This is a genomic window from Methylosinus sp. is20ea (assembly GCF_059718135.1).
The window spans coordinates 345,332-367,992 of the sequence record NZ_AP046088.1 but is presented as its reverse complement, the minus strand read 5'-3'; the positions used below and the strand labels follow the sequence as shown (position 1 = coordinate 367,992).

The following is a 22,661-nucleotide window of genomic DNA, read 5'->3' as shown; positions in this document are numbered from 1 at the left end:
AATGTTCACGGGCCTCGTCACCGATGTCGGCGAAATCCTTTCCGTCGAGCCGCGCGGTGAATTGCGCCGCATCGCCATCGCCTGCAACTATCCGGTGGAAGGGATCGCGCTCGGCGCCTCTATCGCCTGCTCCGGCCCTTGCCTGACGGCGGTGGGCCTGCGCCGCGAGGGCGCCCGCACTGTGTTCGAGGTCGACGCCGCCGCCGAGACGCTTGCGCGCACCAATGCGGGCGAATGGGCCGTCGGCCGCCGCATAAATCTCGAGCGCTCGCTGAAGATCGGCGACGAACTCGGCGGCCATATCGTCACCGGCCATGTCGACGGCGTCGCGACGATTGTCTCGCGCGAGGATTTCGACGGCATGTCGCGCTTCTCTATCGAAGCGCCGCATGATTATGCGCGCTTCATCGCCGAGAAGGGCTCTGTGGCGCTGGACGGAACCTCGCTCACCGTGAATGCGGTGGAGGGCGACCGTTTCTCGGTGCTGATCATCCCGCACACGCTCGCGGTGACGACCTGGGGCGGCTACAAAGCAGGCGATCGCCTCAATCTCGAGGTCGATCTGATGGCGAGATACGCTGCGCGCCTCGCGGAAGCGGGGACGTAGGGCGTTTCACTCCCCTTTAGGGGCAATCGGATTCACCCATCGCGAGACGCTGCGGCCGTCCTGGCCGGGACAAGCCCGGCCAGGACGTCGCGGGGGCGAGGAGGATGTGTGCATTCGATAGCCGCTCGCAGGGAGGGTCGCGTCCTTCTTTCGAAGCCTGCAGTAGGCTTTCCCCGAAAAAATGTGTATCGATCGCGGCTTCGTTTCACAGAGCGTCGCGAGCACCCTCCCCAGCCCTCCTCCGCCTCGCGGGAGAGGGGGCAGGTTGCACAGCTCCTAGAGAGTTCGCGTCGCGCTCGCCGCAGCCTTCTCCCGCAGAGCGGGGGAGGGTGAGGGAGGGGGCCTTCCCCTCCGCCCATGGAGTCATGAATGGCAGGATCCTACCGCGCCGATGACGATGATCTCGCGCCTGTCGAAGGCGCGCGCATTCTCGTCGTCGAATCGCATTTCAACGAAGATATCGTCGAGCTTCTGCACGAGGGCGCGGTCCATGCGCTGGAAGAGCTCGGCTGCGACGTCACCACCATCACCGTCCCCGGCGCGCTGGAGCTGGCGGCGGGCGCGGCGATAGCGCTCGACGCCGCCGAGGCCGCCGGCGCGCCATATGAGGGCGTGGTCGCGCTCGGCTGCGTCATTCGCGGCGACACATATCATTTCGAGATCGTCGCCAATGAGAGCGCTCGCGCTCTCACCGAGCTTTCGGTCGCGCGGCGTCTGCCGCTCGGCAATGGCGTCTTGACCGTGGACAATGAGGAGCAGGCCGTGCTGCGCGCCGATCCCAAGCAGGGCGGGGCCGACAAGGGCGGCGACGCCGCGCTGGCGGCGCTCGCTCTGGTGCGCTTGAAGCGCAAGCTCGGGGGCCGCTCGTGAGCGTCGAGGAGAGGTCGGCGGCGCGGCTCGCCATCGTGCAGGCGCTCTATCAGATGGAGGTCGCCGGCAAGGGGCTCAACGAGATCTACGCCGAATTCGAGGTGCATTGGATCGGCCGCGAGATCGAGGGCGTGCAATATAAGCCGGCCGAGCTGCAGTTCTTCCGCGATATCGTGAAAGGCGTGCTCGACAATCAGGAGACCATCGACCGCGCGCTCGATGGCGCGCTGCAAGGCGGCTGGCCGCTGCAGCGCATCGAATCGGTGATGCGCGCGATCCTGCGCGCCGGCGGCTATGAGCTGGGATTTCGGCGCGACATCCCTGTCAAAGTGGTCATCAAGGAATATGTGGACGTCGCCGGCGCCTTCTTCGGCGCGACCGAGTCCGGCATGATCAACGCCGTGCTGGATCGCCTGGCGCGACAGGCGCGGCCGGAGCATTTCGCCGAGAAGTGACGCGCGCGATCGAAAGCCCCGCGCCCTCATCCTGAGGCGCTTTTTGCGGAACGCAAAAAGCCTCGAAGGATGCTCCAGAAGGCGCGGCGGCCCATCCTTCGAGACGCCCGCGCACGAGTCGGGCAAGCCCGACTCGTGCATTATCATTTCGATCTCGGATAAACCCGAGATCGCTGCGGGCTCCTCAGGATGAGGGGACTGGTTCAAGGCGATGCGAGTCAAAAAGCTCGCTTCCGAGAGAGACCGCATGGGAGAGCGCCGTTTCAGCGAGGATGAGCTGATCGCCGAGATCTTCGCGCCTTTGGCGGGAGACGGCGCCTTCGGCCTGCGCGACGACGCGGCTCTGCTGCCGCTGCGCGGGGCGCGGGAGATCGTCGTCACCACCGATGCGCTCGTCTCCGGCGTGCATTTCTTCCCCGACGATCCGCCCGGCCTCGTCGCCAAAAAGGCCTTGCGCGTAAATCTCTCCGATCTCGCGGCCAAGGCGGCGGAGCCTTTGGGCTTTCTGCTCACTCTGGCGCTGCCGCCCGATTGGACCAATGATTTCGCGCGCAGCTTCGCCGCCGGCCTCGCCGAGGATGCGCGCGCCTTCGCCTGTCCGCTCCTCGGCGGCGACACCACGGCGACGCCCGGACCGCTGACCATCTCCATCACCGCCTTCGGCCGCGCGACGCGCTTCGTCTCGCGTTCGGGCGCGCGGCCGGGGGATCGCATTTTCGTCTCCGGGGCCATAGGCGACGCCGCCCTCGGCCTCGGCGTCAGGCGTGGCGAGGCTTTTGCCGCACGGCTCGGCGAGGCGGCGCGGGCGCAGCTCCTCGAGCGCTATCTTCTGCCGCAGCCGCGCCTGCCGCTGATCGCGGCGCTGCGCGATCATGCGAGCGCCGCCATGGATGTGTCGGACGGGCTCGCCGGCGATCTCGCCAAGCTTTTGCGCGCGAGCGGGGCCAGCGCGCGCGCGGAGCTCGCGAGGGTTCCGCTCTCGGAGGCGGCGCGCGCTGCGATCGCGCTCGAGCCCGCGCTCTTCGATCGCGCAGTCACTGGCGGCGACGATTATGAAATCCTCTGCTGCGCGGCGCCGGAGGCCTCGACGGCGATCGTGCAGGCGGCACGCGCGGCGGGCGTCGCCTTGACCGAAATCGGCGTGGCCGCAGCCGGCGCCGAGCCGCCACAATTCTTCAATTCGTCTGGAACTATTATAAATTTCAGTCGCCTATCCTTCAGCCACTTTTGACGGCGGCGGCGCCGGGCGACCTTGGCCGCCATTGCCGAAAACCTGCGTTTCTGGCATGACTGACGCGATATTCCCCGGCGCCGCAGACGAACGATTCGACTGCGGGAGGACGGTCGTTGTCGCCGGGACGAAATCGCCGCAAGCGCGGACGACGAGAACAAATCAGCGCGCGCGGCCGAGGAACGGAGAGGGCGCAAACGTCATGGTATTGTTTCTCAGCATCGTCTTTGGACTATTGTCCATCGCCTACGGCGTCAAGACTTCGCAAGAACTTCTCAAAGCCGACGCCGGCTCTGCGCGCATGCAGGAAATCTCCGGCGCCGTCGCCGAGGGCGCGCAGGCCTATCTGAAACGCCAATATACGACGATCGCCTATGTGGGCGGCGTCATCTTCGTTCTGCTCGTCATTCTGCTCGGCTGGTGGGTCGCCTTCGGCTTCCTCATCGGCGCGGTGCTCTCGGGCGGCGCCGGCTTCATCGGCATGAATGTCTCGGTGCGCGCCAATGTCCGCACCGCGCAGGCGGCGACGGTCTCGCTCGCCGGCGGCCTCGATATCGCCTTCAAGGCGGGCGCGATCACCGGCCTGCTCGTCGCCGGCCTCGCCCTGCTCGGCGTCGCGGTCTATTATTTCATCCTCACTGTCTTCGCGGGCTATGCGCCTTCCGACCGCACCGTCGTCGACGCGCTTGTCGCGCTCGGCTTCGGCGGCTCGCTGATCTCCATTTTCGCGCGTCTGGGCGGCGGCATCTTCACCAAGGGCGCCGATGTCGGCGCGGATCTCGTCGGCAAGGTCGAGGTCGGCATTCCGGAGGATGATCCGCGCAATCCGGCGACGATCGCCGATAATGTCGGCGACAATGTCGGCGATTGCGCCGGCATGGCGGCCGATCTCTTCGAGACCTATGTCGTGACCATTGTCGCGACCATGGTGTTGGCGTCGATCTTCTTCGCCGGCCAGGACGGGCTCTATTCGGCCATGGTCTATCCGCTGGCGATCGGCGGCCTCAGCATCGTCACCTCCATCGCCGGCACCTATTTCGTGAAGCTCGGCGCCGATGAGTCCGAGATCGGCAAGATCGCCGGCCCGCTGTTCGAGAAAATCGGCGTGCCGGACACGATCATGGGCGCGCTCTACAAGGGCCTCATCGCCGCCGGCGTGCTGTCGATCGGCGGCCTCTTCCTCGCCACCACTTTCACGGTCGGCTGGGGCGAGATCGGCAAGGCCAATGGCGAGGCGATCCACGGCTATGGCCTGTTCTTCGCCGGCCTCATCGGCCTCGTCGTGACGGGGCTCATCGTCTATATCACCGAATATTACACCGGCACGGGCAAGCGCCCGGTGGTGTCGATCGCCCAGGCCTCGGTGACGGGCCATGGCACCAATGTGATCCAGGGTCTCGCCGTCTCGCTCGAGGCGACGGCGGCGCCGGCTCTGGTGATCGCGCTCGGCATCATCTTCGCCTATCAGGCGGGCGGCCTCTATGGCGTCGCCATAGCGGTGACGACCATGCTCGGCCTCGCCGGCATCATCGTCGCGCTCGACGCTTTCGGCCCCGTCACCGACAATGCCGGCGGCATTGCGGAGATGGCCGGCCTGCCCAAGGAAGTGCGCCATAACACGGATGCGCTGGACGCGGTCGGCAACACCACCAAGGCGGTGACCAAGGGCTACGCCATCGGCTCCGCCGGTCTCGGCGCTCTGGTGCTGTTCGCCGCCTATTCCAATGATCTGCGGCATTTCACCGAGACTGGCGTTCCCTATTTCAAGGATGTCGGCAAGGTCGATTTCGATCTCGCCAATCCCTATGTCGTCGCCGGACTCATCCTCGGCGGCCTCATCCCCTATCTCTTCGGCGGCATCGCCATGACGGCGGTCGGCCGCGCGGCCGGCTCCGTGGTGGAGGAGGTGCGCCGGCAGTTCAAGGAGAAGCCCGGCATCATGGACGGCACGGAGCGCCCGGACTACGGCCGCGCCGTCGATCTGCTGACCCTGGCGGCGATCAAGGAGATGATCATCCCCTCGCTGTTGCCGGTGCTGGCGCCGATCGTCATCTATTTCGGCGTGACGCTGATTTCCGGCTCCAAGGCCAATGGCTTTGCGGCGCTGGGCGCGGCGCTGCTCGGCGTCATCGTCAACGGCCTGTTCGTCGCGGTCTCCATGACCTCCGGCGGCGGCGCCTGGGACAACGCCAAGAAGAGCTTCGAAGACGGCTTTGTCGATAAGGACGGCGTCACCCATTACAAGGGCGGCGACGCGCACAAGGCCTCCGTGACTGGCGACACGGTCGGCGACCCCTATAAGGACACCGCCGGCCCGGCCGTGAATCCGGCGATCAAGATCACCAATATTGTGGCGCTGCTGCTGCTGGCGATTTTGGCGCGGTGAGCGCGGGGCGGCGAGATAGCGAGTAGCGAATAGAGGCGGGGGAGACCCCGCCTTTTTCGTTGTCGAGTTCATTACGCGTGGAATTAGATCGAGTGCTATGAACTCATTTTATGTTTTGACACGGCAACCCGGCAGATGGCTCTTTTCAAGCGAATGCGACGCTTAGAAATTCCATAATGAATGCCGCCTTGATAATGTGAAAGGTTTCTTTGCCGCCACGAATGATGATGCCAGCAAAATATGCATGTGGCCGTCCGCCCTCGAGTTGGATAACGAACGCTGACCCGCCGCTCATGCCGTCTGGATGCTTATCCAGGGGTCGCGTGGCTCGGACAATATGCAGCGCTCTGTCGCTCGACTGCGAGTGAGGCAGGCATACGACGTTGCGGCGGGCGAGACCAATATGATTGTTTTCAGGAATGTCATAGGACTGATCATCTGATGGGAAACCACTCAGCAGCAACGCTACGACATCTGTATTCACGACGTCCGGCGGCCTTTCGTTCAATGCAAAGAACCGCCTTTTCAGTTCGGGACGAGCTGCGCAAGGTTCAGTGAAATCGAAAGCGACGATGTCGGTGGCGTCGGTGTCTGAACGAAGTGAAGGGTGGCGGAGTCCACCCGACGTTATGATATGGCTGCCTGAATCGGTCAGCATTGCCACCTGCGATTCGTCGATTCCTCGAAGTTGGTGCTGCGTTGCGATCAATACTTCACGATCTCGATAACGAACTGCGGTCGCGGAGCCTGCAAGAGAAATCTTGAACACCTCGTCATCGTTGTTCACGATCAAATTAAATGTATAGCGCGAGAGAGCGGACTCGATCGAACGTCCAGGGATGATCAGGCCATTGACGTTGACGCCTAGGTTGACGAATTGACCGAGAATAGTGTCTTGCAACGAATGTTCAGCATCCAAATGCCGCTCCTCTTGCGAAGCTACCTTAATTTTAATTGGCTGCGCAGCTACGTCACCCCAACCGATCCCCGAACAAAAACTCCATCGCCCGATCGAGCCTGATATGCGGCAAGGGCAGGGGCTCCTTGTCGCGGCCGAGCGAGGCGATCGGCGGGCGGAACTTCAAAAAGCGGAAATCGGCGTCCTCCTCGGCCAGCGCCAGCGCGTCGCCGCGGAAGACATGGCGCGGATCGGCCGGCAATTCGCCCGGAAAAATCGCTCCCTCCGCAATTCCGTCGAAGACGTCGTCGCCGATGCGCTCGCCCTCGATCGGCGTGCCGACGATGGCGGCGAGCGATTCGCCGTCATGCTTGACGATGGCCTCGCGCGTCGCGCGCACGGCGGCGAGCGCGATCACGTCTATGGTCGCGCCGACGCCCTCGGCCCGCTCGATCGCGCGCGAGGTGAGATGCCGCAGCACCGCCTCGAGCCGATCATGGCTCGTATGGTGGAGATGATCGGCCTTGGTGGCCGCAAAGAGAATGCGGTCGATCTTCGGGCGGAAGATCGTCGCTAGCAGATTGGAGCGGCCGGTGCGAAAGGCCGTCAGCACATCGGCGAGCGCTGTCTCGAGATCGCGCACGGCGGCGGGGCCGGAGTTCAGCGCGGCGAGCGCGTCCACCAGCACGATCTGCCGATCGAGCCGGGCGAAATGATCGCGGAAGAAGGGCCGCACCACATGGGTCTTATAGGCCTCGTAGCGGCGCTCCATCATCGCAGCGAGGCTTCCGGACGGGGGCGCGGAGCCTTCTTCCACCGGCAGCGGCGCGAAGGTCAGCGCCGGCGAGCCCTCGAGCTCGCCCGGCATCAGAAAGCGCCCCGGCGGCAGCGTCGAGAGCGCGAAGCGCTCGGTCTTGGCGGCGCGCAGATAATTGGTGAACAGCGCCGCGAGCTTGCGCGCGTCGTCTTCCGAGGCGCGGCCGAGCGGATCGACCCCGGCCGTCGCGCCGCGCCAATCGGCGGCGATCGTCGCGCGCGCGGCGGAGGCGGCGGCCTCCAGCGTCTCGCGCGACCATTGCGCGTAGGATTTTTCGAGCAGCGGCAGGTCCAGTAGCCATTCGCCGGGATAGTCGACAATGTCTATGTCGAGCCGCGCCGGGCCTGGGCGCAAGCTTCCCAGCAGCCCGGCGGATTTGCGGTCATATTCCAGCGTCACCCGCAGCTCGGAGATGCGCCGCGTCGATTGCGGCCAATGGCGGTCGGCGCCGGTCAGAGCGGAAAGGTGCTCCTCATAGGCGAAGCGCGGCACGGCGTCGTCCGGCTGCGGATCGAGATGGGCGCTGCGCAGCCGATTCTCGGCGGCGACGCGGAACACGGGCAGCTGATTCTTGCGGCTGGGTCCGGCGGTCCGCGCAGCGACGGCGCGCGTCAGATGATGCACGAGCGAGGTGATGAACACCGTCTTGCCCGAGCGCGACAGGCCGGTGACGCCGAGCCGCAAGCGGCCGCCCGCCAGAAAATCCTTGAGGCTGGCGGCGGCGACGGTGGTCTCGAAGAGAAGGTCGGAAATCTGCGACAAGGGGGCGGCTCGGGCGTGCGGGGACGTCTGATGTAACAAGCGGCCGGCGATTTGGGTAGCAGGGCGCGCAATGTTCGTCAGCGCACAAACGCCAAAGGGAGCGGCGGCTAATCTCCACACATCGCAAACGATGCGAAACACAAAACTCGGAGAAACCCCATGAAGAAGCTTTTCCTGACCCTCGGCCTCATCGCCGGCTTCGTCTTCAGCGCCGCCGGCGCTCAGGCCTTCAATCCGCAGCCCGATCCGCCCGGCGTCCACGGCGGCGACGAGTAAGGGCCGCGCGGCGGCCGCTCTTCAGACATTCGCGAATGACGCGAGACATTGATTTCGGAGAAACCCCATGAAGAAGCTTTTCCTGACCCTTAGCCTCATCGCCGGCTTCGTCTTCAGCGCCGCTGGCGCCCAGGCTTTCAATCCTCAGCCCGATCCGCCCGGCGTCCATGGCGGCGACGAGTAAGGACGCCTCAGTCCGGCTCGTCGGCGACGCCGCCGCGCAGATCGCCCGGCGTCACGAAACGCTCGAGATGGCCGGCGCCTTCGGCCACCTCCGCCCAGTCCGCTGCGTCGAAATCCAGCACGGCCAGAGCCGCGGTCGGATATTTGGAGCGCATGCGGTTGAGCGCCGCGGGCTCGCCGTCGGCGGCGAGCGCCGAGGCGAGCTCGGCGAAGCCCGGGTTGTGGCCGATGGCGAGCAAGGTCGATATCTCGGCCGGCGTCTGGCGCACGGCGTCCAGCAGCCGATCAGGCGTCGCGAGATAGAATTCGTCGTCCAGCCGGCGCTCGACCGCCTTGGGGAAGGCCTCGAGCGTCAGATCCAGCGTCCGCTTGGCGCGGCGCGCGTCGGAGGCGACGGCGAGATCCGGCGCCAGCCCGGCCTCGGCCAGATAGCGGCCGACGGAGCGGGCGTCGTCCTCGCCGCGCTTGGTCAGCGGGCGCTGGCGGTCGCCCCCGGCGGAATGGGCGTCGGCTTTGGCGTGGCGCAGCAGGATGAGACGTCGAATCATTCGTTCGGTCCGATCGCGAGAGGCGGCGCGGAGCGGGGCGCCCCGAGCGGCTTTGAGGAAAAACGCGCCGCGCCGGCGCTCCGGACCCCCGTCCGGCTAAAATCACTCTTTGCCGATCATAGCGAAAGTTTCGCGACGCGGCGCGCCCATATGCGTGGCGCCGCGCGCCGGTCCGGCGAGCGAATTGCCGCGCCGATCCGCTCGCGTGCGAGGTTTTCGAAGCGCCTCGGTTGCGCTATAGCATTTTCCCCAATGGCGGCCAGCCGCCGTTCCGCGCGCCCGAGGACGGAAATCTCCTGCGCGCGGTGGACATTGTCGATGGCGGCGCTCGCGCCGTGAGAACTTGGGGGATGGGAACGCATGATCCGCGAATTCCAATATCGTGGCGAAACTTTCAGGGTCAACGCGCATGGCGTCGCCGGGCACGAGGAGGTGTTCATCATGCACCTCGTCGAGGGCGAGGAAGAGGGCGAGATCTCCATCGATCGCATGACCGAGGAGAACGACACCAGCGCGCCGATCGACGCCATCTGCGTGATGCTGTGCGATAAGCTCATCATCGAGAACAGCATCGCCGTCGCTGATCCGGACGGAGCCTTCGCCTGGGTCGAGATGAAGACGCAGCGCGACGTGCTGCCGACGCGCGACGACTGGGCCACGCACTGACGCCGGCGCCGGCCCGCCGAGAGCGTGGGCCGGCGGCGAGTTTTCTTTGTCGAGAGGCCGCCGCGTGCGGCTTCTCGACGAAACCGCGCGAGGGCTCGCCATGGATGAGACCCGATGAGCTCCGACCCTGCCGCGCCTGCGGCCGAACGGATCGATTTTACGCATTTTTCGGCCGTGGACATTCGCATCGGCACGATCGTCGCCGCCCATACCTTTCCCGAGGCGCGCAAGCCCGCTTACAAGCTCGAGATCGATCTCGGCCCTAGCCTCGGCGTGAAGCGCTCCAGCGCGCAGATCACGGCTCATTACGATGTTTCGACGCTGGTCGGGCGTCAGGTGGCGGCGGTGGTGAATTTCCCGCCGCGGCAGATCGGCAAATTCATGTCCGAGGTGCTGGTGCTCGGCTTTCCGGACGAAAATGGCGATGTGGTGCTGGTCGCGCCGGAGCGGGCGGTGCCGAATGGGGCGCGGTTGTATTGAGGGGGCGCGTATTTGAGGCTTCGGTCTGGTTTGAAATTCCGATAGTGACCCATTGCCGCTATTGTCACGGCTCCGATCGAGCCGGACGTGCCGCGGCAGGAGGGCGAGACCTCGGGCAGAAACCGCATCTACCGTCTCTATCGTGAGGAGGAGCTGACGGTGAGGATGCTGCGCGCCCACCCGCATTCATCGCTCGGCTACGCGACGCCGGCGGAATATGCGGCCAGCCTCACCGCAACAGGCGATCGGCTGCGCAACCCCGGCCAGCTCCGCCGATCGCCTGTTGCTGCATTGGCGCCTCGGGCGCATCAACCGGAAGGGCTCAAATCGCAGCTGGATGAAAGTTGAGGAGCAGGTCAACATGACTGCACTTCTAACGTTGAATGGCATCCCGCCTCGTATTCTCGGCTCGTTGACTGAAGAACAACGGAAAGCCGTGGCTTCTTACGCTTCCAGCGACCGGCGCGAATCTTACGATGATTGGTGGCAAAACGGCGTCGCAGAACCAATCCGCCCATTTGCAAAATTTGTTAGCGGCGCAGCGAGCAGTTTTGTACGGTGGGGGGCGACCATCCTCAACAATAATAGAATCGTTGTCATTTCGTCACAGGTCGGAATTGGTCAATCAACCTATAGCGGCCTCGATACAAATCTGCACTCGGATATGAGGGTTGCGCTAGAACGGCTCAAAGAAGAACGCTTTATTTGTTTGCGACTGCTCTGCGTTTCCAGTGCAGCAGCAGCTTTTATCGATTTGACAGATCAAGAAAATATGGACTCCATTCTCGACTCACACAGGATCGATAATGGCCGCACTTATAAGACGGAGTTACTGACCCTGGTGCAGAAGAATAGACACACCGTAAACCCAAAACCTTGGGATGTCATCGTGTTCGATGCAAACACGCCACACATTCCTCCGGGTGCACTTGAATCCAATCAGCGTGTTTTTCAGCAAGCGTGGATAGAAATGCAGTTGCCTCCAAATTGGCGCCTACGCCTGAGAAGCGACAATGGGCCATTGTTCATGTCGCGAAATTCTTGATTTTCGTAACAGTCTGCGCCGTGCGAGCTGAGCTGAAAGTAGCCTTCGAGGTATCGGGCGAAGGTCGGCTCATGGCGCATCTTGGAAGCTCGCGCCCTATGCCATCCGATCTGTCGCAGAGCGCGATTCGATTTGGCGCACTACACCTCATGTCTGCCCCGGCCGCAGCCGATAGAAGATATGATGGCCGATCTTGTCCATCTTCTTCAGCTGCTTGGCCCAGCGCGGTTTCACATAATTCGCATGGTAATGGGTCGAGCGGCCGACGTCGGAAATATAGGTGTGGCCGTTCATCACCTCGTCGGCGACGCGCTGGGCGGTCGCCCAGGAATCGGGCTCGGTGACGCGCAGCTTGCGGCCCTCGCAGGCGAAGGAGAATTGGCAGGCCTTGTAATGGCTGCGGTTCTGATAGACGACGCCGCAGACGCTGGTCGGATAGAGGCCCGAGGACACGCGATTCAGCACCACTTGCGCCACCGCGGCCTGACCCGCCTCCGGCTCGCTGCGCGATTCGAAATAGACCGCCTCGGCGAGGCAACGCTTCTCGCGCGCGAGCTTGTCCGGATCGATGAGCGAGGCGTAATTCGGCGGCGACTTCGTGTCCTGCAGAGCGCGCGAGGGCGCGAAAGAGGCGACGGCGATCGGCACAGCGTCGGGCTGCGCGGGCGTCGAGGAGGCCAGCGCCGCGGCGCGCGCGACCTGCGGGGTGGCGCCATGGGCGGCGCGCTCGCGCATCGCCTCGAGATTGCGCTGCGTCGTCGCCGAGCCGCGCTGCGTGGGCGAGGCCTGGCCATTGCCGCGCTGCGTGGTCGGCGCGCCGCCGGAATCGGCGGGGAGATCGGCGGCCTCCGGGCCGGCGAGGGAGATCGTCGTCGTCTCGCCATCGGCGCCGAGTGAGACCTCGACTGTCTCGGTTTCGTTCCGCCGCGAGTCGAAGGAGGGCCGCATGGCGATGAGCGGATCGCCCTTTTTGGTGCGGTCGACCTCGGGGAAAGCCTCGGCGTGTGGCTTCAGCGCGGCATGCGGCTCGCGTTCGTCCGGCTGCGCGTGAACATCCTCCTGCGAGCCGACGGCGAGGCGCGCCGTCTGCACGCGCGCGAGATGGGGCGGAATATTCCAGCCCTGCGACGGGTCCTGTCCGGCCGCCGCGGTGAAGGACACCAACAGGCCAGCGCCCAGCCACCAAGGCGCGATGACGCCCATGGCCCAGCTCACTCCCGACCGACGACCCATACGCTGACGCCCCGTCTCGACTCGCTCGAGCGTGGCCGACACACCACACGCAAACGCAGAAAAGCTTACGGGGAAAACTTATCGCGCATTAGGCTTGCGGGTCTGTTAAGGCGGCGCTCCTGGCGCGTCCCGGTTTGGATCAGCCTCGCGCGCTACTCGCCGAGGAGATGGGCGACGAGCTCGCGCGTCTGCGCGCCGTGGCGATGCTCGCAGAGATAGATCGCCTGCCATGTTCCCAGAACCAGCGCGCCGCGCGACAGCGGAATGGAAAGCTGAGTCTGTGTCAGCGCCGTGCGGATATGGGCGGGCATGTCGTCCGGACCTTCAGTGTCGTGCTCATAGAGGCCATCGCCCTCGGGCGCGAGGCCGGAGAAGGCGCGCTCGAGGTCGCGTAGCACGGCCGGATCGGCGTTCTCCTGGATGAGCAGCGAGGCCGATGTGTGCCGGCAGAAGAGGGTGAGCAGGCCGGTCGTCAGCCCCTCGCCGCGCGCCCAGGCGGAGACGACGCGGGTGACGTCGTAAAAACCCTTGCCGCGGGTCTCGACATGGAAGTGATGGAGCGCCTGTCGCATGGGGGGAATGTGCGGGCGAAGGGCGGCGAAGTCCAGCGTGGCGCGGCGCAGGCAGGCGGAGATTCGTTCACCGGTGACGAAACATGGACGTGGTCGGTCGTTCTGTATTCGTTCAATGATTTATCGGAAGCGGCGACTGGATCGTTCAAATTATTAGGGGACCGTTAATCAACGCGCGCGAGCCTGTGTTCATTGAGTTTTTACATTGTTTACATTCCAAGGAGGGACCTATGTGGCGATTCTTCACCACGCTTGGCCTTGTGGCCGTTTGGGGCGTCCTCGGGTTGCAACAAGGGTTCGGCGCGCCGCAATCTCGAAAACCCGCGCTCGGGACGGCGTCGAGCGCCGATCCTCTCATTTGGCAGCCGCCAGCGGAAATCGCGGATAAAGCTCTCGCAAAGGACGAGGTGACCGGCACGGTCGGCTATGAGCGCAGCGACGCGCACGGGCCCGCCTCGATCGACGCGGCGGCGTTCGAGAAGTTGCGGACCGAGGTGTCGGCGTTGCGCCGCGCGATCGACACGATTTCCGCCCATGAAAACCAGCCGCCCGACCAGGCGTCGACGTTCGGCGGCGTCGTCAAGGCGATAAGAGGGGTGGAAAAGCGGCTCGCCATTCTCGAAGCGCGCCGTTCTTCGCGATCATCAGTCTCATCCAGTCCCCGGCCTTGACAGGCGAAGCTCACGAGAACGGGGCCGCGATCGCCGGCGAGAATCACTGGCAAGTGCGGCTGCGCTCCCCGTTCGACTCGCGCGCTGAAAATCGTCGACGCGGCTCACATCGTCCCGGCTGCGGCCTCCTTGCCCAGCGCCGCTTGCGCGGCGGCGAGGCGGGCGATCGGCACGCGATAGGGCGAGCAGGACACGTAATCGAGCCCGACGCTCTCGAAGAAAGCGATGGAGGCCGGATCGCCGCCATGCTCGCCGCAAATGCCGAGCTTGATCGAAGGGCGCGTGGCGCGGGCGCGCTCGGCGGCGATGCGCACCAGCTCGCCGACGCCCTGCTGGTCGATGGTCACGAAAGGATCGGCCGCCAATATGCCCTTTTGCGCATAGGCGCCGAGGAAAGAGCCGGCGTCGTCGCGCGAGACGCCGAGCGCCGTCTGGGTGAGGTCGTTGGTGCCGAAGGAGAAGAATTCCGCCGTCTCGGCGATCTCGGCGGCGCGCAGGCAGGCGCGCGGCAGCTCGATCATCGTGCCGATTTGATATTTGGGCGAAAGGCCGGTCTCGGCTTCGACCGCCTTCGCCATCGCCCTTATGCGCTCGGCGACGAAATCGAGCTCGGCCTTGGAGAAGACGAGCGGCACCATGATCTCGATCAGAGCCGCAACGCCGGTCTCGATCGTCGAGGCGATCGCCGCCTCGAAGATCGCGCGCGCCTGCATCTCGGCGATCTCGGGGAAGGCCACGGCGAGGCGCACGCCGCGAAAGCCGAGCATGGGGTTGAACTCGGAGAGCTCCTTGGCGCGCTGGCGCAGCTTGGCCGGGTCCGCGCCCATTGCCAGCGCCACCTCGGCGATCTCGGCTTCGCTGTGCGGCAGGAATTCGTGCAGCGGCGGGTCGAGCAGGCGGATCGTCACCGGCAGGCCGGCCATGATCTCGAACAGCTCCTGAAAATCGCCGCGCTGGATCGGCAGCAGCTTGGCGAGCGCGGCGCGGCGGCCCTCGACATCGTCGGCGAGGATCATCTCGCGCACGGCGATGATGCGGTCGTCCTCGAAGAACATATGCTCGGTGCGGGCGAGGCCGACGCCCTCGGCGCCGAAGCGGCGCGCGGCGCGGGCGTCGGCGGGCGTCTCGGCATTGGCGCGCACGCGCATGCGGCGGGCTTTGTCGGCCCATTCCATCAGCACGGCGAATTCCCCGGTGAGCTCGGGCTGGCGCATCTTCACCGCGCCGGCGATGACGCGGCCGGCGGAGCCGTCGATGGTGATGAGATCGCCCTTGGCGAAGCGCCGCCCGGCGATCGAGAAGCTCTGGTCCTCATAGCTGACGCGAATCGCGCCGACGCCGGAGACGCAGGGCTTGCCCATGCCGCGCGCCACCACGGCGGCGTGGGAGGTCATGCCGCCGCGCGTCGTCAATATGCCTTCGGCGACATGCATGCCGCCTATGTCCTCCGGGCTCGTCTCGACGCGCACCAGAATGATTTTGCGCCCCGCGGCGGAGAGCGCCTCCGCTTCCTCGGCGTCGAAGACGATCTCGCCGACCGCGGCGCCGGGCGAGGCGGGGAGGCCGGTCGCGAGAATCATCGGCGTCGCATCCGGGTCGATGGTCGGATGCAGCAATTGGTCGAGCGACAGCGGATCGATGCGCAAAATGGCCTCGTCGCGCGTGATCAGCCCTTCATTGGCCATATCCACGGCGATTTTCAGCGCGGCGGGCGCTGTGCGCTTGCCGGTTCGCGTCTGCAGCATCCAGAGCTTGCCGCGCTCGACGGTGAACTCCATGTCCTGCATGTCGCGATAGTGCCTCTCCAGCAGATCGGAAACGTGGCGGAACTCCTCGAACACATCCGGCAGCGCGGCCTCCATCGAGGGCCGGCTGGAGCCGCCGGCGCGGCGCGCGGCCTCGGTGATCGACTGCGGCGTGCGAATGCCGGCGACGACATCCTCGCCCTGGGCGTTGATCAGAAACTCGCCATAGAGCTCGCGCAGGCCGGTCGAAGGATTGCGGGTGAAGGCGACGCCGGTCGCGGAATTGTCGTCCATATTGCCGAAGACCATGGCCTGCACATTGACGGCGGTGCCCCATTCTTCGGGAATATTGTGCAGCTGCCGGTAGATGAGCGCGCGATGATTCATCCAGGACGAGAACACCGCGCCGATCGCGCCCCATAATTGCTCGCGCGGCTCCTGCGGAAAGGGGCGGGAAGTCGCTTTCTCGACAATCGTCTTGAATGTGCCGACCATATTGCGCCAATCGCCGGCCGAGAGGTCGGTGTCGAGGACGAGGCCTTTCTCCGCCTTGTAATGCTCCAGCGCGTCCTCGAATTCATGATGCCCGAGGCCGAGCACCACGGTCGAATACATTTCGATGAAACGGCGGTAGGAATCATAGGCGAAGCGCTCGTTGCGGGCGATCGCCGCCAGCGCTCCGACCGTGTCGTCGTTGAGGCCGAGGTTCAGCACCGTGTCCATCATGCCGGGCATGGAGGCGCGCGCGCCGGAGCGCACGGAGACGAGCAGCGGCCATTTCGCCTCGCCGAAGCTGTGGCCGGCGAGCTTGCCGAGGCGCTCCAGCGCGGCGTCGATCTGCGCGCCGAGCTCGGCCGGATAGGTCTTGCCATTCGCGTAGAAATGCGAGCAGACCTCGGTGGTTATGGTGAAGCCCGGGGGGACCGGCAAGCCGAGCCCGGCCATTTCGGCGAGATTGGCTCCCTTGCCGCCGAGCAGGTTCTTCATCACGGCCGCGCCTTCGGCCGCGCCGCCGCCGAAATTATAGACCCATTTGGTCATAGCATCGTTTTCCGGGCGCCTCGCTGCGGCGCAACATACAAGAACCGGACCGGCCGAATGTTTCTCAGCGTCGCGAGCTACGAGTTTCGCATATTCGAGCTCACGCTCGCAACGGGCGGCGCCGGGACCGGCCGGCGAATGGTCCCGTTGTGTCACAAAATAGGTCGGCCGAGACGAATATTCCGTGAACGGCGCTCCCGCCTGCATAGAAAAGGGACGCGAGCTCCGGGGCATGGCGAGCGGCGCGCTTTCGTGGTCTAATGCGGTCACGACAGGAACGGCCGGGAAAGGCGCCCATGATCGACGACCAGGACGAGCCGCGCGCCGGACCGGGGATCGGCAAGATCGCCTCCCATGAGGCCGTCTCCCACGAGATCGGCCAGCCGCTGGACGCGCTCTCCGTCGCCGAATTCGACGCCCGCATCGCGCTGCTGCGCGCCGAGATCGAGCGGTTGGAGCAGGCGCGCGCCGCCAAAGCGGCCTCGCTCGCCGCCGCCGACGCTTTTTTCAAGAAGTGATATGATTTCCGGCTGAATGGTTCGGCGCGTTCCCCCTCTCCCCGCGAGCGGGGCGAAGGCAGGCGGCGAATACCGCATGAACCAATCAGCCGGAAGCCGTATGACGCGGTTTCCGATTCGCGGCGCCGTCGGCGCCTCGTGAGGTGAGCGCTTGCTCTGGATTCCCGGTCAGGCCATCGGCCTGCCGGGAATGACGACGCCCTTTCGGCTCGAGCGATCCTGCGCCCGAAACCTCAGCGCAAGTTCGATGTCACGCGGCCGGTGATGAGGTTCGGCACGGCGTAGGGCGAGCCATAGGCCAGCACATGGCTGAGCGCGATGAGGCGGTTCGCCAGCGGAGGCGGGCTCTGCTGGAAGGAGTAGGATGTCGGATTGTGGCAGGTGAAACAATTCTGCACATTTGCGATCGGCTGATTGCGCGCCTCCTGGACGAAAGTCTCCGCCGTCGTATTGGCGAGATTGACCGAGCCCACCGCATTGGTCTGATTGCTGTTCAGATTATAGCTCTTGGGCGCCATCCAGACCGTGCCGCCGAGATTGTAATTGGCGAAGAGCGACTGCGGGGCCGGCTCGCCGGCGAGGAAAGTCTGGCCGGAGGCGTTCACCGACAGCACATTGGCCTGTCCTCCCGTCTGGTTCTCGCCGCCGGTGCGATTCTCCAGCACGACATTATTGACCGGCGCGAAACGCTGTGTGCGGAGGTCGAAGGTCAGAGCCGGCGGAACATTGGCGCTATTCACCGTCGAAAAGGGCGTGTTCGCCGCATAGAAAGTGAAAGCGTTGGGATTCTTCGCCGTCGGCGAGGGCGAGAATGTGTTGTCGGCGACGGCGGGCGCGTTGCGCTTGTGCTCGAATGTCGCCCAGAGGAATTCCGGGTGGTTCACCGTGCTGCCGACGACATGCAGTCCGACGAGAGCGACCTGCGCCTTCACGAATTGCCCGGCGACCGGCAGGATGGCGATCGACGTCTTGGTGCGCAGCACAGTCAGCACCGGAACCTCGGCTTCCGTCACATAGGCGCCGGCCGGCGGCTTCTCGCCCGGCGCGAGCCGCAGCCATGTCGCCTTGAACACGGCGGCGCCGGTCTGGAAGGAGGAATCCTGCGGCTGCGTCGCATAGCCATTGGTGACGATCAGATTCTTCTTCGCGGTCGCGAAATAGGATTGGTTCATGTGAACCGACGCCAGAACGGGATAGCCATTAGGTCCGACGAGCACATTGCCGTCGGCCTCGACGATGGCGCCGGCGCCCTCCGTATAGCCGGCCGAGCCATGCGGCATCAGCGAGCGCGCCGCGAGCTTTAGCGTGCGCGGGCCGATCTCGGCGGCTTTCGCATTGGTCGAGAGCAGATCGTCGGGCGTCGGCAGCGTCAGGAAGCGCGGCGTTCCATTCGCGTCCAGCGCCGTCGCCCAGACATAGGCCTCGAAGGACCATTCGTGGAAATTGCAGTCGGGCGTCGGGACCGAGGCCGTGTCCTGCGTCGGAAAGGCGGCGTTCGGCTTTTGAAAATCGCCCAAATTCTCCTGCCAGCCGGGCGGCGGACAAGCGCCGGCCGCGGCGGCGGGCGCGGTTTCATATTCCGGTTCTTTGGCGATGGCCGATGTGTAGAGGAGCGGCGCGACGACGAGAACGAGAGCTGAGCGTTTCATTTCAGAATATCCTGATGGTCGCCCTTCGCGGACAGTCGCGGCGCGACGCTCTCGAAAAGCGATGTGCGAAAAAAAACGAGAGATGCGAGCGCATGATATTGTGAGAGCGGCGGCGCGTCCAGCGGCGGAAGAGCCCGCGCAGGGCTGCGAATCCAGGTTAACAACTCCTATACAGCCGTGACAAGCGCGGCCGTGACGCTGGAAACATGTCTGCTCGTTAACCCGAATGCGGAGCCCTGAGAGCCCGCGAGGGGCTTTCTTGCCCACGCTCGGCCGCTCTGCTAAGACGCAGGCCTCTTCGAGGGAAAGGGCCGCGGACGCCGGAATGCTCTTTTACGAACCGCTGTTCCTGTTCCTGTTCGCCCCCGCGGTCTATGGCCTCTATCTGCTCATCGGCGGCAATCGCGGCGCGCGTCTCGGCGTCTTGCTCGCGGCGAGCCTTCTCTTCTACGCCTGGAGCGAGCCGCTCTTCGTCTTCGTGGTGCTCGCCTCCGCTTTCACCGACGTCTTCATCGCCCGCCGCATCGACGCGCTTCCGCCGGACGATAAAGCGCGCAAGCTCTGGCTCGCGCTCGGCGTCGCGGCCAATCTCGGCCTGCTCGTCTATTTCAAATATGCGGGCTTTCTCGTCGCCAATCTCGACGTCGTCCTGCGCGCGCTGACCATGCCGGGGCTGGCCATCGCCTCGATCGCTCTGCCGATCGGCGTCTCCTTCATCGTCTTCGAGAAGATCACCTTCCTCGTCGACGTGCATCGCGGCGTGACCAAGCCGGCGCAGAGCCTCTCGCTCTACGCTTTCTATGTGTTCTTCTTCCCCAAGCTGCTCGCCGGGCCGATCGTGAAATATCACGACATCGCCGAGCAATTGGCGCGTTTCCGCCATGCGACGAGCGAGGATTTCGCCCTAGGCTTCTCGCGCTTCATGCTCGGCGTCGGCAAGAAGCTCCTCCTCGCCGACACGCTCGCCGGCGGCGCCGATCTCGTCTTCTCGCAAGACGCCGTGCATCTCGACTTTCTCGACGCATGGGCGGGCGTGCTGTTCTTCACCTTTCAGATCTATTTCGATTTCTCCGGCTATTCCGACATGGCGATCGGCCTCGCGCGTATGTTCGGCTTTCGGCTACAGGAGAATTTCGACATGCCCTATGTGGCGGCGAGCGTCAGCGAATTCTGGCGCCGCTGGCACATGTCGCTGACCTCCTGGATTCGCGACTATCTCTATATTCCGCTCGGCGGCAATCGGCGTGGCGAATTGCGCATGCAGGTCAATCTCTGGCTCTGCTTCCTCGCCTCGGGCCTGTGGCACGGCGCGGCTTGGACCTATGTCGCCTGGGGCGCCTATAATGGCCTCTTCCTCGTGCTCGATCGTTTGTTCCTCGTCGATTGGCTGAAGCGCCGTCCGGTCTTCGTCGCCAATCTCCTCACCTTCTTCGTCGTGACGATCGGCTGGACCGTTTTTCGAGCGTCTTCCCTGCAGCAGGCGGGCGTATTCTACGCCGCAATGGCGCAGCCCTTCGCGTCCGGCGTCGAGCCTGTCGCCATTCCGGCCTATCATTTCACCGTCCTCGCGATAGCGGCGGCGATCTGTCTCGCGCAGCGGCTCTATCTCTCGTTCGGCGACAGGCTGTCTTGGAGCCTTCTCGCGCAGCGCCATGCTCTCGCGATGAATTGCGCTTTGGCGTTGCTCTTCGTCTGCGCGGTGGGCAAGGGTCTCGCCGATCCGTTCAAGCCCTTCATCTATTTCCGGTTCTAAACGATGCGTCGCACGCTCCTGCATCGCTTGCCGATCTACGCCGCCGCCGGCGGCGTCTTGTTTTTCTTTCTCGCGACGCTGTGGAATTACGCCGTCGAGCGCGATCACCCCAAGTGGCGGCTGCGCAGCGCCGATCCGCTCGCCGGCGTCGCGCGGCCGGCGGCCACAGAGGTGTCGCTCGACAAAATCCTCTCCGGCGAGACGCAGAAGAGCTTTTCCGACAATCTCGCGCAATCTCTACCGATGTTTCCCTTCGCCGTGCGTGCGCGCAATCAACTGCTCTATTCGCTGTTCGGCGCTTCCGGCGCGGGCGGCCTCGTCATCGGGCGCGGCGAGCAATTGTTCGAGCGTTTCTATATCGATGAATTCTGCCGGCGCGGCGCGGCGCCGAATGAGACGACGCTCTCACGCTGGGCGCAGCGCGTCGCCGAGAACGAGGCCGCCGCCCATGCGCGCGGAAAAGGCTTCGCCTATCTGATCTCGCCGTCCAAGGCGTCGCAATATCCGCAATATTTCCCCGCGGGAGCGAAATGCCCGGCGCTCGCGCGCGGAACCATCGACAAGCTCGCGCCCTATCGCGCCGCGCTGGCGGCGCGTGGTCTTCGCTTCGTGGATTCGCCGGCGCTGCTCGAGGCGCGCAAACGGGATTTCGACATAGATCTCTTCCCGCGCGGCGGCACGCATTGGAATCTGCTCGGCGCGGCGCTGGCGACGCGCGAGGCGGCGCGGCTCATCGGCGAAGAAGCGGGCCTCGGCCTGTTCGATTTCGATTGGCGTCGCAGCGATGTCGCCTTGGGAACGGATCGCGATCTGCTCGATCTGCTCAATCTTCTATGGCCCGATCCGCATTATCCGGTCGCGACCATTCTGCGCGCGCCGCAGACGACACGATGCGAGCGCGCGCCCAAGCTGCTCGCGCTCGGCGGCAGCTTCGTGCGCGAGATCATCGTCTCTCTCGCGCAGGCGCCTTGCCCGCCGCAGATCGATTATTGGTTCTCCATGCGGCTCGCCAATGATGATTTCGACCTCGTTCGCTATCACACGACGCCCGGCGAGACCGGCAATGGCGAGCGGCTGCCGGCCGATCTCGCCGAGCTGCGCGCCAGCGCGCAAGAGGCCGACGCCATTTTGCTCGAGGAGAACGAGGCCAATATCGGCACGCTGAGCCAGGTGGAAAATCTCTGGCGCGCGCTGCATCCGGCGGAAGTGGCGAAATAGCGAGTAGCGAGTAGCGAGTAGCGAGTAGAGATTCTTACTATTCGCTATTCGCTATTCGCCGCGCCGCGCCGATCAGGCGGAGCCGGCGGTCTCCGTGCGTCCGGCCATTCGCGCATATTCGCGATAGACGATGTCGCGGCCATAGGCGCGCTCCAATCGCCGCACGGTGAAATGGCCGCGCGCCAGCGATTGGAAGTGCCGCGTGAAGGCGACATTGACCGCCGCGCCGCCGAACGCCCCGAGGATGGGCGCCGCCTGCGCCGCCGCCTTTTGCGAGACGATGACGCCGAAGCGCGTCGAGAGCAGCGCGACCAGTCGCACGAGCACCGGCGCCGTCTCGTCGGCGACGGCGGTCGCCGCCACATAGCGTGCCGCGTCGCTCACCGATTTGGCGAGCAGGCCGCGAATGGCGAGATAGCCGCCCTCGAGAATATTGCCTTCCTCCGCATGGCCGCCGAGCGCGAAGACCTGCAGGCAGGCGATCGTCGCCTCCGGATCGGCGAGGTTCTCGCCCTCGCGGCGGGCGATGTCGGCGATCGAGCGCAGCATGATGACGGTGGAGACGGGCAGCTCGATCGGCAGGCTGGCGAGGCCGACGGCGCCGCCGATCGCGCCGCTCGCCGCCGCGAGGCGCAGATGCAGACGGGACGCGTCGTGCGCCGGCGCGCCGCGGTCGAGGCTCGATATTGCGACGCGCAGCGCCGATTTCAGGCCCCGGCGGGCGGCGCTGGCGGCGACCTCCTGCAGCGCTGTCGGAATCATGCGCCCGGCGAAGCCGATCTGCCGTCCGGCGAGCGTGGTGAGCCGCTCGGCGAAGCTCTCGCGCTCCAATATCTCGACCGCCGCTCGCAGAGCGGCGCGGTCGGCCTCCGTCATGGACCGCTCGATCGCGACGGGAAGTGCCTGCGACACGCTTGTTCATCCTCTTCGATCGCTCTCCCCCGGCCGATAAGATCGGATGAACGGGCCCGCGCCGCAAGGGCGAGCACGGGTCTTGTCGAGTGCGGGGCTTCGCCGAGCGCGAGCCTGTGCGCCGG

General features: G+C 65.1%; 21 protein-coding genes. 13 read left to right on the top strand and 8 right to left on the bottom strand.

The window, feature by feature from the left end; all coding sequences use genetic code 11:
• Position 1 precedes the first annotated feature (1 nt).
• The 5 genes from AC6IY7_RS01815 (at position 2) to AC6IY7_RS01795 (ending at position 5,549) form a co-directional block, all read left to right on the top strand.
• A complete protein-coding gene (locus tag AC6IY7_RS01815) occupies positions 2–607 on the top strand; it encodes a riboflavin synthase (RefSeq protein ID WP_497781306.1) in 606 nt (201 codons plus the stop codon).
• A 369-nt stretch (positions 608–976) separates the two neighbouring features.
• Positions 977–1,477: a 6,7-dimethyl-8-ribityllumazine synthase gene (gene ribH, locus AC6IY7_RS01810; protein ID WP_497781304.1), complete on the top strand. Its 501-nt coding sequence runs from the start codon at positions 977–979 to the stop codon at positions 1,475–1,477.
• Positions 1,474–1,932, top strand: a complete 459-nt coding sequence (gene nusB / locus AC6IY7_RS01805) for a transcription antitermination factor NusB (protein ID WP_497781302.1) — start codon at positions 1,474–1,476, stop codon at positions 1,930–1,932. The genes ribH and nusB overlap by 4 nt, the downstream gene beginning before the upstream one ends.
• 247 nt (positions 1,933–2,179) lie before the next feature.
• Entirely contained in the window at positions 2,180–3,163 is a 984-nt protein-coding gene (thiL, locus tag AC6IY7_RS01800; protein WP_497781300.1) for a thiamine-phosphate kinase, read from the top strand.
• A 202-nt stretch (positions 3,164–3,365) separates the two neighbouring features.
• The gene (locus tag AC6IY7_RS01795; RefSeq protein ID WP_497781299.1) at positions 3,366–5,549 is read left to right on the top strand and encodes a sodium-translocating pyrophosphatase; all 2,184 of its coding nucleotides are present in this window, start codon (positions 3,366–3,368) and stop codon (positions 5,547–5,549) included.
• Between the two features lie 145 nt (positions 5,550–5,694).
• On the opposite strand, the gene AC6IY7_RS01790 is transcribed toward AC6IY7_RS01795, so the two are convergent.
• The 3 genes from AC6IY7_RS01790 to AC6IY7_RS01780 form a co-directional block, all read right to left on the bottom strand.
• On the bottom strand, positions 5,695–6,468 hold the full coding sequence (locus AC6IY7_RS01790) for a hypothetical protein (RefSeq protein WP_497781297.1): 774 nt from the start codon (positions 6,466–6,468) through the stop codon (positions 5,695–5,697).
• Positions 6,469–6,520: 52 nt separating this feature from the next.
• Positions 6,521–8,026 carry a YcjX family GTP-binding protein gene (locus tag AC6IY7_RS01785; RefSeq protein ID WP_497781296.1) on the bottom strand — a complete coding sequence of 502 codons (1,506 nt, stop codon included), beginning with the start codon at positions 8,024–8,026 and terminating at the stop codon, positions 6,521–6,523.
• A 467-nt stretch (positions 8,027–8,493) separates the two neighbouring features.
• Complete coding sequence (locus tag AC6IY7_RS01780; RefSeq protein ID WP_497781295.1) at positions 8,494–9,033, bottom strand: SixA phosphatase family protein; 540 nt, start codon at positions 9,031–9,033, stop codon at positions 8,494–8,496.
• A 360-nt stretch (positions 9,034–9,393) separates the two neighbouring features.
• Between AC6IY7_RS01780 and AC6IY7_RS01775 the strand changes: the two genes are divergently transcribed.
• From AC6IY7_RS01775 to AC6IY7_RS01760, 4 genes are all read left to right on the top strand, one after another.
• Positions 9,394–9,699 carry a hypothetical protein gene (locus AC6IY7_RS01775; RefSeq protein ID WP_497781294.1) on the top strand — a complete coding sequence of 102 codons (306 nt, stop codon included), beginning with the start codon at positions 9,394–9,396 and terminating at the stop codon, positions 9,697–9,699.
• Positions 9,700–9,813: 114 nt separating this feature from the next.
• On the top strand, positions 9,814–10,179 hold the full coding sequence (locus AC6IY7_RS01770) for a tRNA-binding protein (RefSeq protein ID WP_497781293.1): 366 nt from the start codon (positions 9,814–9,816) through the stop codon (positions 10,177–10,179).
• Between the two features lie 87 nt (positions 10,180–10,266).
• The gene (locus AC6IY7_RS01765; RefSeq protein WP_497782888.1) at positions 10,267–10,527 is read left to right on the top strand and encodes a hypothetical protein; all 261 of its coding nucleotides are present in this window, start codon (positions 10,267–10,269) and stop codon (positions 10,525–10,527) included.
• A 13-nt stretch (positions 10,528–10,540) separates the two neighbouring features.
• The gene (locus AC6IY7_RS01760) at positions 10,541–11,224 is read left to right on the top strand and encodes a hypothetical protein (RefSeq protein ID WP_497781292.1); all 684 of its coding nucleotides are present in this window, start codon (positions 10,541–10,543) and stop codon (positions 11,222–11,224) included.
• A 147-nt stretch (positions 11,225–11,371) separates the two neighbouring features.
• On the opposite strand, the gene AC6IY7_RS01755 is transcribed toward AC6IY7_RS01760, so the two are convergent.
• Positions 11,372–12,457, bottom strand: coding sequence for a cell wall hydrolase (locus AC6IY7_RS01755; protein ID WP_497781291.1), 1,086 nt, complete (start codon positions 12,455–12,457; stop codon positions 11,372–11,374).
• Positions 12,458–12,609: 152 nt separating this feature from the next.
• Entirely contained in the window at positions 12,610–13,029 is a 420-nt protein-coding gene (locus AC6IY7_RS01750; protein WP_497781290.1) for a secondary thiamine-phosphate synthase enzyme YjbQ, read from the bottom strand.
• Positions 13,030–13,259: 230 nt separating this feature from the next.
• Here AC6IY7_RS01750 and AC6IY7_RS01745 point away from each other — a divergent pair, with 230 nt between their 5' ends.
• Complete coding sequence (locus tag AC6IY7_RS01745) at positions 13,260–13,700, top strand: hypothetical protein (protein ID WP_497781289.1); 441 nt, start codon at positions 13,260–13,262, stop codon at positions 13,698–13,700.
• 104 nt (positions 13,701–13,804) lie between these two features.
• Here the strand turns inward: AC6IY7_RS01745 and ppdK are convergent, their stop codons facing one another.
• Positions 13,805–16,486 carry a pyruvate, phosphate dikinase gene (ppdK, locus tag AC6IY7_RS01740; protein ID WP_497781288.1) on the bottom strand — a complete coding sequence of 894 codons (2,682 nt, stop codon included), beginning with the start codon at positions 16,484–16,486 and terminating at the stop codon, positions 13,805–13,807.
• Positions 16,487–16,782: 296 nt separating this feature from the next.
• On the opposite strand from ppdK, the gene AC6IY7_RS01735 reads away from it, so the two are divergent.
• Entirely contained in the window at positions 16,783–17,004 is a 222-nt protein-coding gene (locus AC6IY7_RS01735; RefSeq protein WP_497781287.1) for a DUF1192 family protein, read from the top strand.
• A gap of 233 nt (positions 17,005–17,237) precedes the next feature.
• On the opposite strand, the gene AC6IY7_RS01730 is transcribed toward AC6IY7_RS01735, so the two are convergent.
• Complete coding sequence (locus tag AC6IY7_RS01730) at positions 17,238–18,653, bottom strand: hypothetical protein (protein ID WP_497781286.1); 1,416 nt, start codon at positions 18,651–18,653, stop codon at positions 17,238–17,240.
• A 325-nt stretch (positions 18,654–18,978) separates the two neighbouring features.
• Here AC6IY7_RS01730 and AC6IY7_RS01725 point away from each other — a divergent pair, with 325 nt between their 5' ends.
• Both AC6IY7_RS01725 and AC6IY7_RS01720 read left to right on the top strand, forming a co-directional pair.
• On the top strand, positions 18,979–20,406 hold the full coding sequence (locus AC6IY7_RS01725; protein ID WP_497781285.1) for an MBOAT family O-acyltransferase: 1,428 nt from the start codon (positions 18,979–18,981) through the stop codon (positions 20,404–20,406).
• Between the two features lie 3 nt (positions 20,407–20,409).
• Complete coding sequence (locus tag AC6IY7_RS01720; RefSeq protein ID WP_497781284.1) at positions 20,410–21,624, top strand: alginate O-acetyltransferase AlgX-related protein; 1,215 nt, start codon at positions 20,410–20,412, stop codon at positions 21,622–21,624.
• Positions 21,625–21,696: 72 nt separating this feature from the next.
• On the opposite strand, the gene AC6IY7_RS01715 is transcribed toward AC6IY7_RS01720, so the two are convergent.
• Positions 21,697–22,500, bottom strand: coding sequence for an EcsC family protein (locus AC6IY7_RS01715; RefSeq protein WP_497781283.1), 804 nt, complete (start codon positions 22,498–22,500; stop codon positions 21,697–21,699).
• Positions 22,501–22,661 lie beyond the last annotated feature (161 nt).

What these genes read in the sequence shown, in the direction of transcription:
- AC6IY7_RS01815 (WP_497781306.1), top strand. Translation starts at nt 2, where the DNA reads ATGTTCACGGGCCTCGTCACCGATGTCGGCGAAATCCTTTCCGTCGAG.
- ribH (WP_497781304.1), top strand. Translation starts at nt 977, where the DNA reads ATGGCAGGATCCTACCGCGCCGATGACGATGATCTCGCGCCTGTCGAA.
- thiL (WP_497781300.1), top strand. Translation starts at nt 2,180, where the DNA reads ATGGGAGAGCGCCGTTTCAGCGAGGATGAGCTGATCGCCGAGATCTTC.
- AC6IY7_RS01795 (WP_497781299.1), top strand. Translation starts at nt 3,366, where the DNA reads ATGGTATTGTTTCTCAGCATCGTCTTTGGACTATTGTCCATCGCCTAC.
- AC6IY7_RS01780 (WP_497781295.1), bottom strand. Translation starts at nt 9,033, where the DNA reads ATGATTCGACGTCTCATCCTGCTGCGCCACGCCAAAGCCGACGCCCAT.
- AC6IY7_RS01775 (WP_497781294.1), top strand. Translation starts at nt 9,394, where the DNA reads ATGATCCGCGAATTCCAATATCGTGGCGAAACTTTCAGGGTCAACGCG.
- AC6IY7_RS01770 (WP_497781293.1), top strand. Translation starts at nt 9,814, where the DNA reads ATGAGCTCCGACCCTGCCGCGCCTGCGGCCGAACGGATCGATTTTACG.
- AC6IY7_RS01760 (WP_497781292.1), top strand. Translation starts at nt 10,541, where the DNA reads ATGACTGCACTTCTAACGTTGAATGGCATCCCGCCTCGTATTCTCGGC.
- AC6IY7_RS01755 (WP_497781291.1), bottom strand. Translation starts at nt 12,457, where the DNA reads ATGGGTCGTCGGTCGGGAGTGAGCTGGGCCATGGGCGTCATCGCGCCT.
- AC6IY7_RS01750 (WP_497781290.1), bottom strand. Translation starts at nt 13,029, where the DNA reads ATGCGACAGGCGCTCCATCACTTCCATGTCGAGACCCGCGGCAAGGGT.
- AC6IY7_RS01745 (WP_497781289.1), top strand. Translation starts at nt 13,260, where the DNA reads ATGTGGCGATTCTTCACCACGCTTGGCCTTGTGGCCGTTTGGGGCGTC.
- ppdK (WP_497781288.1), bottom strand. Translation starts at nt 16,486, where the DNA reads ATGACCAAATGGGTCTATAATTTCGGCGGCGGCGCGGCCGAAGGCGCG.
- AC6IY7_RS01735 (WP_497781287.1), top strand. Translation starts at nt 16,783, where the DNA reads ATGATCGACGACCAGGACGAGCCGCGCGCCGGACCGGGGATCGGCAAG.
- AC6IY7_RS01730 (WP_497781286.1), bottom strand. Translation starts at nt 18,653, where the DNA reads ATGAAACGCTCAGCTCTCGTTCTCGTCGTCGCGCCGCTCCTCTACACA.
- AC6IY7_RS01725 (WP_497781285.1), top strand. Translation starts at nt 18,979, where the DNA reads ATGCTCTTTTACGAACCGCTGTTCCTGTTCCTGTTCGCCCCCGCGGTC.
- AC6IY7_RS01720 (WP_497781284.1), top strand. Translation starts at nt 20,410, where the DNA reads ATGCGTCGCACGCTCCTGCATCGCTTGCCGATCTACGCCGCCGCCGGC.
- AC6IY7_RS01715 (WP_497781283.1), bottom strand. Translation starts at nt 22,500, where the DNA reads ATGACGGAGGCCGACCGCGCCGCTCTGCGAGCGGCGGTCGAGATATTG.